This window comes from Mycobacterium mantenii (assembly GCF_010731775.1).
Taxonomy (GTDB): Bacteria; Actinomycetota; Actinomycetes; order Mycobacteriales; family Mycobacteriaceae; genus Mycobacterium; species Mycobacterium mantenii.
The window spans coordinates 3,247,472-3,262,201 of sequence record NZ_AP022590.1 but is presented as its reverse complement, the minus strand read 5'-3'; the positions used below and the strand labels follow the sequence as shown (position 1 = coordinate 3,262,201).

7 protein-coding genes and 1 pseudogene are annotated in these 14,730 nt (G+C 69.1%); 5 read left to right on the top strand and 3 right to left on the bottom strand.

From position 1 onward, the window contains the following. Positions 1-63: 63 nt before the first annotated feature. Positions 64-1,605 carry an FMN-binding glutamate synthase family protein gene (locus tag G6N50_RS14525; protein WP_083098777.1) on the top strand — a complete coding sequence of 514 codons (1,542 nt, stop codon included), beginning with the start codon at positions 64-66 and terminating at the stop codon, positions 1,603-1,605. Here G6N50_RS14525 and G6N50_RS14520 read toward each other — a convergent pair. The 3 genes from G6N50_RS14520 to mgtA (G6N50_RS14510) are packed head-to-tail and all read right to left on the bottom strand — an operon-like array spanning position 1,591 to position 9,284. Beyond that, positions 1,591-2,202 (bottom strand): DUF5994 family protein, encoded by a 612-nt coding sequence (locus G6N50_RS14520; RefSeq protein ID WP_232068987.1) that lies wholly within the window; start codon positions 2,200-2,202, stop codon positions 1,591-1,593. The two genes, G6N50_RS14525 and G6N50_RS14520, sit on opposite strands and share 15 nt — an antisense overlap. A gap of 9 nt (positions 2,203-2,211) precedes the next feature. Beyond that, positions 2,212-6,660, bottom strand: coding sequence for a cation-translocating P-type ATPase (locus tag G6N50_RS14515; protein WP_142275738.1), 4,449 nt, complete (start codon positions 6,658-6,660; stop codon positions 2,212-2,214). Next, positions 6,657-9,284, bottom strand: coding sequence for a magnesium-translocating P-type ATPase (gene mgtA / locus G6N50_RS14510; RefSeq protein WP_232068758.1), 2,628 nt, complete (start codon positions 9,282-9,284; stop codon positions 6,657-6,659). The genes G6N50_RS14515 and mgtA (G6N50_RS14510) overlap by 4 nt, the downstream gene beginning before the upstream one ends. A gap of 107 nt (positions 9,285-9,391) precedes the next feature. Between mgtA (G6N50_RS14510) and phoU the strand changes: the two genes are divergently transcribed. The 4 genes and pseudogenes from phoU to G6N50_RS14490 form a co-directional block, all read left to right on the top strand. Beyond that, a complete protein-coding gene (phoU, locus tag G6N50_RS14505) occupies positions 9,392-10,057 on the top strand; it encodes a phosphate signaling complex protein PhoU (RefSeq protein ID WP_083098774.1) in 666 nt (221 codons plus the stop codon). 49 nt (positions 10,058-10,106) lie between these two features. Beyond that, on the top strand, positions 10,107-12,680 hold the full coding sequence (gene mgtA, locus G6N50_RS14500) for a magnesium-translocating P-type ATPase (protein WP_232068757.1): 2,574 nt from the start codon (positions 10,107-10,109) through the stop codon (positions 12,678-12,680). 73 nt (positions 12,681-12,753) lie between these two features. Then, positions 12,754-14,259 carry an HNH endonuclease signature motif containing protein gene (locus G6N50_RS14495; RefSeq protein WP_163650852.1) on the top strand — a complete coding sequence of 502 codons (1,506 nt, stop codon included), beginning with the start codon at positions 12,754-12,756 and terminating at the stop codon, positions 14,257-14,259. Positions 14,260-14,350: 91 nt separating this feature from the next. Then, positions 14,351-14,560: pseudogene (locus tag G6N50_RS14490) on the top strand (MBL fold metallo-hydrolase); the annotation flags it as partial. Positions 14,561-14,730 lie beyond the last annotated feature (170 nt).

Sequence of the window (14,730 nt, the reverse complement as noted above, 5' to 3'; positions counted from 1 at the left end):
GGCGGCGCTGAATTCCGGTCAGCATGGTGGCGTGAGTGACACCTGCACGCAGAATCTCGGTAGTTGAAGCCGCGCGCGGTCGCCGCGTGGGTCGGCGGGAGCCTGGCCGGGCTGACGGGTTGGGACCTGCTGCAGCGCCGCCACACCATCTTGCGCAACTACCCGATCATCGGGCACCTGCGGTTCCTGCTGGAAGCCGTCGGCCCGGAGCTGCGCCAGTACATCGTCACCGACAACGACGCGGAGCGGCCGTTCAGCCGCGACCAGCGGCGCTGGGTGTACACGTCGTCGAAGCTGGCCAACCGGTACTTCGGCTTCGGCACCGACAACGACCTTGAGCGGGTGCGCAACTATCCGATCATCAAGCACGCGGCGTTCCCCGTGCCGGCGCCGGCCGGCGAACCCGAGCATCCCGACCCGGCCGTGCCGCTGCCGGCCGCGAAGGTGCTCGGCGGCGCGCGGGGCCGTGCGAAGGCCTTCCGACCGTCGTCGATGGTCAACATCTCCGGGATGAGCTTCGGCGCCCTCGGCGGCGCGGCCATCACCGCGCTGAACATGGGCGCCAGGATGGCCGGCGCCCTGCACACCACCGGCGAGGGCGGGGTGTCGCCGTATCACCACAGTGGCGGCGACCTGGTCTGGCAGATCGGCACCGGCTACTTCGGTTGCCGCGAGGACGACGGCCGCTTCAGCCTGCCCCGGCTGGTCGACCGGGTGGCGGCCACGCCGACCATTCGCGCCATCGAGATCAAGCTCAGCCAGGGCGCCAAGCCCGGCCTGGGCGGCGTGCTGCCGGGCGCCAAGGTCACCCCCGAAATCGCCGCCATCCGCGGCGTGCCGCCCGGCGTGGACTGCAAGAGCCCCGCTGGGCACTCCGCGTTCCGCGACGTCGACGGGCTGCTGGAACTGGTGGAGTCCATCGCGGCCGAGACGGGCCTGCCGGTCGGCATCAAGTCGGCGGTCGGGGAGGGGCGGTTCTGGTGTGACCTGGCCGCGCGGATGGCCCGCACCGGCACGGGCGTCGACTTCGTGACCGTCGACGGCGGCGAGGGCGGCACCGGCGCGGCCCCGCTGGTCTTCAGTGACCATGTCGCGCTGCCCTTCAAGTGGGCCCTGCCCCGGGTCTACCGCGCCTTCGCCGAGCACGGGCTGCACCACGACGTGGTGTTCATTGGGTCGGGCAAGCTGGGCATCCCGGAGAACGCCCTGCAGGCGCTGGTCGCCGGCTGCGACATGATCAACGTCGGCCGGACCGCCATGTTCGCCATCGGCTGCATCCAGGCCCAGCGCTGCCACACCGGCCGCTGCCCGTCCGGCGTCGCCACCCAGTCGCCGTGGCTGCAGCACGGCCTCGCCCCCGACCTGAAGGCGGTGCGCTGCGCCAACTATCTGGCCACCCTGCGCTTCGAGCTGCTCCAGCTGGCCCGCACCTGCGGCTACGTCCATCCGGCGCTGGTGCCGCCGGCGGCCATCGAACTTCTCGACGTCGACATGAAGACGGTGCAAGTCGACGAGTTGTTGGGCTACCAGCCCGACTGGGGCTTGCCCGGCCCCGCCGACATCGAGGCGATCACCGCCGTGATGTCCGGCTCATGTGCTCAGTGATGGCCGCCGATGATCGTGTGGCCGGGATTCGATCATGCGATTGTGGACGATGTGTTCGACCAGGATGGGAACGAAGGTCTGGACCGGCGCCTCGACGAATTGCTGCGCGGTTTCCTCACACCAGCGTCTGATTTCAGCAGTCCGCCGCTCGTCGTCGCGCCCCTCGTACTTGGCCAGCTTGTCGGCAACGTCGGAGACGGACCGCGCCACCGTCGCGCGGCGGTTCGGCGCGCCCTGGGTGTCAGCGGGTATTGCCGCCTGCTCCAAGGCCTTTCGTGCGATCTCCTCGCCCGCGTCCGGCCGGATCACGTGCAGCGTGAGGTGATGGCCGTCCGCACCGATCAGGATCACGCTGGCCGGCTCGTCGCTGGTGAACCCCAGCAGTTCGATCGTGCGGCCACCGAGTTCGGCCGAGGCCGGCGTCGCTTCCCAGCCGTTACGGCGGTAGCCCACCATCACGACCGGTCCGAGCCGCTCGGACACCGACGTCAGCAGTTCCGGCAATTCGCCGACCAGGTTTGTCGTCCGCGGCCACCATGCCCCGTCGATGTGCTCCGAAACGGACCGATAAGGCTTGAGCTGTAACCGATTTTCCATCTGCACGCCTCAATCGTGGTCGGCGCTTGCCGAACCCGGCAGGGTCGGCCGCACCGAACGGGCGTGACCTTGTGCCCTTTCGCGATCGGTCGCCGGCCCGTCGCCGAGCCATCGCCGCTGCACGCTTTGCGACGCGCGCAGCAGCAGATCGGGTGCGGCCGCCGACAGGCCGCCGGCCGCCGCCGCGGCCAGCAATCCCTGAGCCCAGGCGAGCGGGTCCACCGGCGTGCAGCCGAACACCTGGCTGAGTCCCGGGGTGCTGACCACCACGACCAGCGCGCCCAGCGAGCCGACCGACGTCAGTACCACCAGGGGGGCGCGGGAGTCGACCAGTGTCTGGGTGAGTTGCGCGCCGACCAAGGCGATCAGCGCGACCGTCGCCGCGCGGCGCGGCGGCCCGGTCATGCGGGCCATCGCCCAGCCCGCCGTGGCGCCGATGGTGGTCGCTGCGCCGCGGATTCCGATCGCCCGCCACATCGCCGCCTCGTCGCGATCAACCTCGTCGGTGCCCATCTGCGGGCTGACGGCCAGCGCGGCGGCGGGCAGCGCGTCGGTCAGCATGTTGACCAACAGCATCTGGCGGGCATTGAGCACCGAACGTCCGGTCAGGATGGTGGTCAACAGGGCGAAGCACACCTCCCCGAGGTTGCCGCCCAACAGCACCGACACCGCCGATTGGACCCGCCGCCACAGCTGCTCGCCCTCGTCGAGCGCGTCCAGCAACGCCTCGATCCGTTCGTCGAGCAGCACCACGTCGGCCGCCGTGCGGGCCGCATCACTGCCGCGCGCCGCCACCCCGATGCCCACGCTGGCCGCCCGGATCGCGGCAGCGTCGTTGACGCCGTCGCCGACCATGGCCGTCACCAGCCCGGCCCGCTCGAGGGTCTGCACCACGTCGATCTTGTGTTCCGGCGTCATCCGCGCGAAGACCACCCGCGACGCCGCCGCCGCGGCACGTCCGTCGGCGGACAGCGCCTCCCAGTCGCTGCCGGTGATCACCCGGTCGGCGGTGACGTCGATCCCCAGCTCCTGGGCGATCACCGCCGCGGTCGCCGGGTGATCGCCGGTGATCAACCGCACGCCGATGCCGCGCGCGGCGAGTTCCGCCAGCAGCGCGGGGGCCGCGGCCCGCGGGGTGTCGGCGAGCCCGAGCAGGCCGATCGGGGTGAGCCCGGAGGCGCACAGGGCCTCCAGGCGGTCGGGATCGGCAGCCGCGGCCGCGGCCTCGCTCGCGGTGAGTTGCCGCTCGGCCACCGCCAGCACCCGTAGCCCGTTGGCCGCCATCGTGTCGATCTGCTGGGTCAACGGGTGGTCGTCGTGCAGCAACGCCGACGACAGCACCTCGGGTGAACCCTTGATGGTCAACCGGGTGCCGACCAGCGCGGCCGCGAACGGACGGCCGGACTGGAACGGCAGGAACGCGTCCCGCGTCAGGCGGTGCGGCTTGGCGCCGTCGCCGCGAATAACGGGATCCGCGGCGGCCCGGTGTATCGCATCGTCGGTGGCGTGGTCGACCCGGTGGCTGTGCCGCGCGTAACTGGTGCTCAGCGCCGCGTCGAGCACCGCGCCGCGGGTGTAGCCCGACATCGGGCGCACCGCCTTGACCTTCAGCCGGTTTTCACTCAGGGTCCCGGTCTTGTCGAAGCACACCACATTCAGCCGGGCCAGCGCCTCCACCGAGTGGGGATTGCGGATCAGCACCGATTCACCGGTGAGCCGGCGCGCGGCGGCCAACTGGGCCAGCGTCGCCACCAGCGGCAAGCCTTCCGGGATGGCGGCGACGATCAGCGTGACCGCACTGGACACCGCCTCGCGCAACCCGGTGCCCCGCGCCACGCTGAGCAATCCCACCAGGCTTCCGCTGGCCACGCTGAACGGCAAGGCCCGACGGGTGATATGCCGCAGCTGCCGCTGCAGCCCGATCTCCTGCAGCTTCCTCGGCGCCATCGCCAGCGCCCGGCGCATCTCCGATCGCGACCCCACGGCGGTCACCACGGCCACCGCCGTGCCCGCGACCACCGTGGTGCCGGCATAGAGCATGCAGGCTCGCTCGCCCAGCGGGGCGCCCGGCGTGGGCTCGGTCTGTTTGGCCACCGGCAACGACTCGCCGGTCAGGGTCGATTCGTCGACCTCCACGTTCGAGGCGTGCAGCAGCCGGGCGTCCGCGGGCACCACCTCGCCGGCGTGGACCTCGATGATGTCGCCCAGCCGCAGCCGCGTGGTCGGCACCTTCTCGCGACGATGCGCGTCCAGCGGACCCACCCGCCGCCTCGCCGGCGGATCCTGCACCGCCAGTAGGCGATTCAGTGTGCTCTCGGCGTGCAACTGCTGCTCGGCCGACAGGGCGGCGTTGACCAACAGCACGCTGCCGACCAGGACCGCGTCCAGCGGGGAGCCGAGCAGCGCGCTGGCCACCGCGCCGGTGGCCAGCAGCGGGGTGATGGGGTCCGCCAGGTCGTCGCGCATCTCGTCGGCGAAATCGCGGACCGTCCCCCCCGACGCCACGGCCGCGTCGTGTAGCGCGCGAAGCGGCGGCACCTGCCGCCATGCCGCGGTCGCCTCCGCGGCGCGCTCCTCTTCGGTCGGGCGGGGCAGCAGCCGCTGCACCTCGGCCACCGGCAACGCGTGCCAGTCGTGACTGGTTTCGGGCTCCGGCAACGGATCCCGCAGCGTCTTGATGGCCGCCCGGTACCCGAACCACAGGCTGGCGACCATGCCGACGTTGACCGACGCCGAACTGCGGCCGGGCACACCGGGAATCAGCATCAACGCGCCGACCGCCGATGCCGACGCCGACAATCGAACGGCGCCGTCGGTGGCGGCGCGCGCGGCGGGCAGCGCATGCAGCACCCGCCACGCGCCGGTCAGGTCTTTCGTGATCACGTCGGCGGTCCAGGGTGGGGAATGTCCGGGCCGCCGCAGGCCGATCGTCACGTCGGACCGGTGCGCGGCGCGCATGTCCGACGTGGTCAGCAGCGCCACGGTGTGGCCGGCGGCCTTCAGTTCGGCGATGGCCGCCGCCACCGCGTGGTCGGTCGACCCGTCCGAGGGGTATAGTTGGTCGAAACCCTGTGCCAGCGAACGTAATCCGTCGTCATCGAGGGAATAGACGCGCGGCTGTGCCCGTCGCGCTTCGGTGAGCACCGCCGCCGCGAACGGATCGCGGACCGGGCTGATGAGCGCCTCCCCAACGCTGCCGGCCCCGGGAATCCCGGTCAGCTGGTGCCATCCCGGCCCCAGGCCGTCGTTGTCCAGCGCGGTCCGCACCGCTTCCCAGGCGTGCGCCCGTGCCGAATTAGCCACTCCCAGAACACGACTGACGGTCAATTCGTCGGTGTACAGCGCTCGCGGGTCGATCATGATCGCGTCGATCCGGTCGAGCGTGCGCAACGCGCGGGGGCGCAGCACCAGCGTGTCGTGGCGGGTGGACAGGACACGATTCATGGTGCAGCCGAACGCTTCCCGGACGGTCCGCAACGGTTTGGGGACGGCGGCCAGCGCGGCGGCGCCCGCCGCGTCCGGATTGCGGGTCAGCAGGCCGACCGCCGCGGCCGCGCCGATGCCGGCGACGCCGATGCGGTTGGCGTAGCGTTCGGCGGGCCCGTCCGGCAGCGCCGGGTTACCGCCGACGGATGCCGGGGCCGAGTCGCCGGGCACCGGCTCGCCGGCCAGCCCCGGTTCGTGCCGGAACCAGGCCAGCCGGCCGTTGAACGCCTCGGTCGCCAGCATGGCGCGGGTGGCGGCCTCGGCGGCCGCCGCCGTCGGCGACAGCGTGAGCGCCGCGGCGGTGGCGTTGACGACGCCGAACAACAGATCGGTGCCGTCGGACCCGAGGCGTCGCTCCACCTCCCGGCGCAACCGCGGCAGGTGGTCGGCCACCGTCGGCGGCACGGCCACCAGGTCGGGCAGTCGGGGCAGCCGCAGCAGGCTGCCGGTCAGTGAGAGTCCAAGGCCCACAGAGGCGGCCGTGGCCGCGATCATCCGGCCCATCAGCAGCGCATCGTCGCCGGGCAGGCTCATCGGACGCCGTCGTGGGGCGCGTGCGGTGTCGCGTCGTTCGGCAGCGGCGACCACGCGACACAGCTCGGTCGCCGACGGTCCGTCATCGGCCACGGTCACCACCACCCGCGCCAGGGCGAAGTTCAGGAAGGCATGTCGCACACCAGAAGTCGCGCGGACGGTGGCCAGTACTTCGGACGCGACCGCCGCGGCGTGCGCACCGTCGAGGCCCCGCACCTCGATCCAGTGCCGCGCACCGTTACTGCTGAACCGCCTTGCCGGTTGCCCACCCATCGCCTCTATCGTCACGCCGACCGCAGCGTGCGTCAGCGCCGACACATCGGGCGCGGCATGGAATAGTGACTTGCCGACGCTCACCGCGGCGTTGCCTCCCAGCAGGGCAGTTCCCGCCGCTATCTGGGTGGTGGCGACCGCGGCCCGCAACGCTCGCGTGATCACGTTCTCGCCCGCTGGGGACGCGCGCCGGAGTGGACGAAGCGAGCGGCCCGGCGCGCGATCCGGTGGCTCAGTCCGCGAGTGCGGTAAGGCTGGCCGAATACCCGCATCGGCTCGCTGTAGAACACCTTCTTGGCAGCCTCGACCATGCACAGGTAGGTGACGATGAACGCGGCCAGTGCGGCGTAGAACGGCCAGGGCAGCGGGACGAAGCCCAGTTTGCGGCCCAGCGGTGTGATGGTGAGCACGAACCCGATCACGTCCACCGACACCAACGTCGCCGTCAGCAAGGTGCCCGGCCTGCTGCGCAGGAACGGCACCCTGCGGGTACGGATAGCGAAGACGATAAACGTTTGGGTGAGCAGGTTTTCCAGGAACCAGCCGGTGTGAAACGCCACCTCACCAGCGTGCAGGACGCCGAGCATGAAGCCGAAGGTCAAGAAGTCGAACAGCGAGTTAATGGGGCCGAACGTGAGCATGAACCGGCGGATGAAGGCGACGTTCCAGTGTGACGGCGCATCGCACTGCTCCTCATCGACGCGGTCGGTGGGGATGGCCAGTTGCGACGCGTCATAAAGCAGGTTGCCGAGCAAGATCTGGCTGGCCAACATCGGCAGAAATGGCAGAAACGCCGAAGCCGCCGCGGCGCTGAAGGTGTTGCCGAAGTTGCTCGAGGTACCCATGAAAACGTACTTGATGGTGTTGGCGAAAATCTTTCTGCCCGTAGCCACTCCGGTGGCCAGCACCCCCAGATCCTTCTCCAGCAGCACCACGTCGGCCGCGTCCTTGGCCACGTCGGTTGCGGTGTCGACCGAGATTCCCACGTCGGCGGCGTGCAACGCCAGCGCGTCGTTGACGCCGTCACCGAGGAACCCCACCGAGCGTCCGGTTCGTCGCGCCGCGATGATGAGTCGCGCCTTCTGTTCGGGCGAGATGCGGGCGAAGATGGTGTAGTCCTGCGCGTCACGCCCGAGCTCGTCGTCGCTCATCCGTTCCATCTGCACGCCGGTGATGGTCCCCTTGGAGGCCAAACCTAAATCGGCACATACCTTCTCGGCGACCTGGGGGTTATCGCCGGTAGCGATCTTGACTTCGATGCCCAACTCGGCGAGCCGGGCGAGCGATTGTCGGGCCGCGGCTTTGGGTTCGTCGGCGAAGACGCAGAACCCGACCAGCATCAGGTCGGATTCGTCGGCGGCCGTGATGGTGGTCAACTCGGCCACCGGCTTGACCGCCACGGCGACAACACGGCGCCCGGCCGCGAACAACGCGGCCAGGGTCTGTTGAGCTTCCGGTGGTGCGCTCAGGCAACGCGCCAGCATCTGCTCGGGTGCGCCCTTGACCACCAGGACACGATTGCCGTGATCGTCGACCAACGCCGAAGTCGCCCGGCGGGTGTGGTCGAAAGGCAGCAGCGCCACCCGCTCGATGTCATCGCCGACAACGTCCCGCGCGCGCGGGTGGGCCCACAGCGCGGCGTCCAGCGCGTTGGTCGCGGCAACACCGTTGGCGAGGTCGACGTCGGAGGCCAACAGCGCCAACCGCAGCACCGAATCATGATGTGCGCCAGCAGGATCTACTGCATCGATGAGGCTGATGCGTCCCTCGGTCAGGGTTCCGGTTTTGTCGGTGATGAGGATGTCGATGTCACCGAAATCCTCGATGCACACCAAACGTTTGACCAGTACCTTGGCCTTGGCCAGTTGCCTCGTGCCCGTGGCCAGGCTGGTGCTGACCACCGCGGGGAGCAGCTGTGGGGTGATGCTGACCGCGATCGCCAGGGCAAACAGTGCCGAATTGATCAGCGGACGGTGCAACATCAAGTTGGTGACCAGAATCAGGGCGGTCAACGCGATCGCGACTCGCAGCAGCAGATAGGAGAAGTGACGAAGGCCCAGCTGAAACGCGGTCTCGGGCTGGCGCTCGCCCAAACCGGCTGCGATGCGCCCGAATTCGGCGTGATCGCCGGTGGCGTAGACGACGGCCAGCCCCTCGCCGGCACTCACGATCGTGCCCATGAAGGCCAGATCGGCCAGATCGGACAACGCGGCGTCGGCCGGAACCGGCGTGGAGGACTTTTCCGAGCCGGAGGATTCCCCGGAGAGGATGCCCTCGTCGCACTCCAGCGCCGCGGTCTCCAGCAGCCGCACATCCGCGGGCACGGCCTGTCCCAGAGAGAGTCGGATCACGTCTCCGGGGACTAGGTCGCGGACGTCGACGTCGACGAATTGCCCGTCGCGCCGAACCGTCGCGGTGTGCCGAATGCGCGAATGCAGAGCGGCGGCCGCCTGCTCGGCGCGGTATTCGTTGAAGAATCCCAGCCCGATGCTGGCCGCCAGGATCACTCCGATGATGAGCGCCTGGCTGTGGTCACCGAGGAAGTACGAGAGCGCCGCGGTGATGGCCAACAGAATCAGCACCGCATTGTTCAGTTGGCGAGCCAGCAGCGCCGCGGCACTGACGTGATGGGTGCCAATCGCGTTGGGCCCGTGCTGCGTCAGGCGGGCGGCGGCCTCGGCGCTGGACAAACCGCCGGCCGAGCTGTCCAGCATCTCCAGCACTTGATCTGCCGGAGCGGCAGCCACCGCAGCTGCGGTCAGTATTTCGCGGGTTGCCTTGAGGGGCACCGCCGCAGCCTAAATCGGAAGAGGCCGGCAGCGGAGGAGCCATTCAGGCCCTTTTCGGGTGGCTTTCGTCCCTTGTGAAAAGCGCTCGCATTGGCCACGGTTGCGCTATGCGAACCGCTTATCACCATCAGCTGGCCGATCTGACGGTCCAGCTCGGCGAGATGTGCGGCCTGGCCGACGAAGCCATGAAGCGCGCGACGGCAGCCCTGCTGGAGGCCGACCTTGACGCCGCCGAGCGTGTCATCCGTGAGCACGAGCGAATGATGGTGATGCGGGCGCGGGCGGAACGAGAAGCGTTCGCTTTGCTTGCGCTGCAACAACCGGTGGCCGGCGAGTTGCGGGCGGTTTTCAGCGCCATCAATATCATCGCCGACATCGAACGGATGGGCGCGCTGGCCGTGCACGTCGCCAAGATCGCCCGGCGGGAGTACCCGAATCGGATCCTGCCCGACGAGGTCCGCGCGTGTTTCGCGGACATGGCCGAGGTGGCAATCGCGTTGGGCGACAGTGCCAGACAGGTGCTGATCTCGCGCGACCCGCAGCAGGCCGCCCGGCTTCGTGAACAAGACGATGCGATGGACGAGCTCTACCGGAATCTGTTCAGCGTCCTGTTGGGTCAGGACTGGACGGACAACATTCCGGTCGCCGTCGACGCGGCGTTGCTGGGCCGCTTTTACGAGCGCTTTGCCGACCATGCCGTGGAAATCGGCCGCCGCGTCATCTTCGTGGTCAGTGGTGACCTGCCCGCGCAAGACGAGATATCCACCTACTGAGGGTCCCTGGTTGCGCCCGGTTATGACCACTCAAACGCGGCCGGACGCTATGGTCATAACCACGAAGAGGGTCGCGGCCGCCCCGGTCGACGAGGTGTTGCGCTGGCTGGACAGTTCGCCCGCCGGACTGTCCAGCGCGGAGGCCGCCGCCCGGTTGACGCGTTACGGCCCCAACGCGGTGCGAACCCATCGCGTCAATCCCCTTGCGGTGCTGGGTCGTCAACTGCGCAACGCGGTCCTCATGCTGCTGGCCGGCACCGCGGTCGTCTCGTTCTTTCTGGGCGACAGCATGCAGGCGGTGATCATCGGCGTGATCCTGGCGGCCAGCATCGGTCTGGGCTTCGTCAACGAGTACCGCGCCGAGCGGGCCGCCGCTGCGCTGCACGCGGGGATGCAGCACAAGGCGGTGGTGCGCCGCGACGGGGAGTTCGTCGCCCTCGCGGTCACCGCGCTGGTACCCGGCGACGTGGTTCGGCTGTCGCTGGGGGAGGCCGTCCCGGCCGACGTCCGGCTCATCGAGGTCAGCGGTCTGGAATGCGACGAAGGCATCTTGACCGGGGAATCGATCGGATCGGAGAAATCACCCCAGCCGGTGCCTCCCGGAACCGACCTGCCCGACGCGACCGACCTGGCCTTCATGGGCACCATCGTCAGCGCCGGCGAGGGCACCGGGGTGGTATACGCCACCGGGAAAAACGCCGAATTCGGGCGGATCGCATCGGGTTTGGACGAGCGCCCGCCGGAAACCGGATTCCAGGTCGGGCTGCGCCGGTTCTCCTACCTGCTGCTGCAGGTCGCCATCGCGCTGATGGTGGTCATCTTGGCCAGCAACTTGCTCCTTCGCAAGCCGATCATCGACTCGGTGTTGTTCTCGCTGGCGATCGCCGTCGGCATCACGCCGCAGCTGTTGCCCGCCGTGGTCAGCACCGGGCTGGCGACCGGGTCACGCCAGCTGGCGAAGGTGAAGGTGCTCGTAAAACGGCTGGTGTGCATCGAGGACCTCGGCGACATCGACGTCTTGATCACCGACAAGACCGGAACCCTGACCGAAGGCCGGCTCCGGCTCGTCGACACGATCGACGCGTCGGGTGCACACAGCGAGTCGGTAAGGCGCCTCGGCTTGCTCGCCACCGATGTTGACCCGGAAACCGGTGGTGCCAGCGCCAACCCGCTCGACGCCGCGCTGTGGGAAGCCTCCCAGGCGCATGAGGTGTCGGGCGGCGCCGTGCACCGGGTCGCGATGCTGCCCTTCGACCACGAACGCCGGGCGACCTCGGCGCTGGTCGACGACGACGGCGGCCGGGTACTGGTGGTCAAGGGCGCGCCCGAACAGGTGCTGGCCCAATGCCGGACCGTCGCGCCGGTGACGAACGAAACCCTCGGGGTGTTGTTCGCCGCCGGGCGCCGGGTGGTGGCGGTGGCCGTCAAACCCGCGCCGACGCTGACGACGCTCACCCGGGCGGACGAATGCGACTTGTCGCTCGTGGGATTTCTCGTCTTCGCCGACGAACCCAAATCCGCTGCGCGGCAATCGCTGTCCGAGCTGGCCGACCTGGGCATCGAGCTCAAGATCGCCACCGGGGACAATCCGCGTGTCGCCGAAAAGGTGTGCAGCGAATTGGGTTTGGCGTCCAAGGGCACCATCACCGGCGCACAGCTCGACCCGTTGGGCGACGACGAGTTCGTCGACGCCGCGCAAAACCACACCATCTTCGCGCGGATCTCCCCCGAGCAGAAGGCGCGGCTGATCACCGCGCTGCGGCGCAACGGGCGATCGATCGGCTTCCTGGGCGACGGCGTCAACGATGCGCTGGCCCTGCATTCGGCGGACGTCGGCATCTCGGTCGACAGCGCCACCGACGTCGCCAAGGACGCGGCCGACGTGGTGCTCTTGGAGAAGGACCTGAGCGTGCTGGCGACCGGCGTGGCTGAGGGACGGCGGATTTTCGCCAACACCATCAAGTACGTGCTGATGGGTACGTCGAGCAACTTCGGCAACATGTTCAGCGCCGCCGCCGCCTCGGCGTTGCTGCCCTTTCTGCCGATGCTGCCCAGCCAGATTCTGCTGAACAACTTGCTGTACGACTCTTCACAATTGGCGATCCCGACCGACCGGGTCGACGAGGAGCAACTGCACGCGCCGTCGCACTGGAACGTCGCCTTCATCCGCCGGTTCATGCTCATCTTCGGGCCGATCAGTTCGCTGTTCGACTTCCTGACCTTCGGTTTGATGCTGGGCGTGCTGAACGCCGGCGCCATCGAGTTCCGCACCGGCTGGTTTGTGGAATCGCTTGCGACCCAGACGCTGATCATCTTCGCGATCCGCACCCGCAAGGTCCCCTTCTTCCGCAGCCGGCCCAGCGGTTGGCTGGCGGCGACCTGCCTCACCGTCGTCGCCATCGGTGCCGTGCTCACCATCTCGCCGCTGGCACACACCCTCGGATTCACCTTGTTGCCCTGGCAATTCTTTGCCGTGCTGGGCGCCTTCGTCATCAGCTACCTGGTCCTCGTGGAGCTGGCCAAGCTGATGTTCTACGCCGAGCCGATACACCTGGTCCCGCAGCCGTACCGCGTGCGCGGACACACGCATCGCATCCGCCGACGCGCCGCACGCTTCCAGTGACGGGCGCGGCTGCCGTTTAGGCGGCCGCACGTCGCGCTGAAAGTTGTCGTAGGCATCTGGCATTATCGAATGTATGTTCGAAGAGGCGATTGCTCGGCTGGACGAGTTGTTCGAGCGACAGCATCCGTCGGTGACGCCGGTCTCGGCGGCCCTGTTGGAGCGGATCGGCGTGTTTTCGCGGGTCGAGAACCGCGCGGCGGCTGAGCAGTTGACGGCGATCGGCGACTTGTTTGCGCATCGGCTGTCGCGCTGTTCGGAGTGCGAGGAGTGGGCGGTCGACACCGAGGCGGCGGTGAGCGCGGAAGTGGCCGCCGAGCTGCGCATCGGTCAGGGGCTGGCGGGCAGCAAGGTCCGCTATGCCCGGGCGATGCGGGAGCGGTTGCCGGAGGTCGGCGCGGTGTTCGCGGCCGGGGATATCGACTACTCGATGTTCCAGACGATCGTGTTCCGCACCGGTCTGATCGATGACCCCGAGGTGCTGGCGAGGGTGGACGCCGAGCTGGCGGTGAACGCGGCGCGCTGGCCGTCGATGACCCGGGGGCGGCTGGCCGCGCAGGTGGACAAGATCGTGGCGCGGGCCGACGCGGATGCGGTGCGCCGCCGCAAGGAGTTGGTGGCCGACCGGCGGGTGTGGGTCGTCGACGTCGAGGGTGGCTGGTCGCACATCGAGGGCAGCCTGCTCGCCCCGGACGCGCACGCGCTGGACAAACGGCTGGATGCACTGGCGGCCACGGTGTGTGCCCACGATCCGCGCAGCCGTGAGCAGCGCCGCGCCGACGCGTTGGGGGCGTTGGCGGGCGGGGCGGACCGATTGGGATGTCGCTGCGGGCGCCGCGATTGCGCGGCAGGCACGCGGCCCGCCGCGGGACCGGTGGTGATCCATGTGATCGCCGAGGCGGGATCCCTTGACGGCCGCGGCGGCGGCGCACCGGCCTGCGAGGTGGGCGCCGAGGGTTTGATCCCACCGGACCTGGTCGCCGAGCTGGCCGCGTCGGCGAGGCTGGCACCGCTGGTCCACCCGGGGGCTGCGCCGCCCGAGCCGGGCTATGTGCCGTCGAAGGCGCTGGCCGATTTCGTGCGCTGCCGCGACCTGACGTGCCGCTGGCCCGGCTGCGACCAGCCCGCCGTCAACTGCGACGTGGACCATACGATCCCGTACGCCGACGGCGGGCCCACGCACGCGTCGAACCTCAAATGTTATTGCCGCACACATCATTTGGTGAAAACGTTCTGGGGCTGGCGGGAACAACAGCTGCCCGACGTGACGCTGATCCTGACCTCACCGGCCGGGCTTACCTATGTCACCACGCCGGGCAGCGCCCTGCTGTTCCCGAGTCTGTGCCGCGGCCTCGGCGGGGCGCCGGCCACCGAGGCCGACGTGGTGCCCGATTACTGCGCCGACCGCACGGCCATGATGCCCAAACGACGAAGGACCCGCGCCCAGAACCGCGCCGCGCGAGTGACCACCGAACGCCGGCTGAATCGCCAAGGCCGGCAAGCGAAACATCGGGAACGCGAGGCCGCCCACTTTGGTCCCGCTCCACCGGCCGACGGCGACGATGACCCGCCGCCCTTCTAGTCGGCATGGACGCCGCGGGACCGGGTAGCCCGGGCCTATGGACATCACCGTCACGTTCGTCGGCAACGCCACCACGCTCATTTTCGCGGGCGGGCTGACGCTGCTGACCGACCCCAATTTTTTGCACCGGGGGCACGCCGAACTCGTCGCGATGCTGGCCCTTCCGAAGGTCATCCCCGTGCATTTCGACGACTATGCGGTGTTCGCGTCGCCGCTGTCCGACTTCACCCGGGAAATGCAGCACCGAGGCCTGGGGGACCGGATCGTCGTGTTGAACCGCGGCGCCACGGTGACCGTTTAGGAAACGGCCGGTAGCGCGCAAGTGGCCCTGGCCAGCAAATGTCAAATCGCTCTCAGCTTAAGGTATAGGGTGTCCTAACGCGCTGCAGTCGAGCTGGGAGGTACCGACCGCAGGCGACAGGCTTCGAGGTGCAGAGTTTCGAGGTTCTTCGCGGCCTGGTTAACACAAAT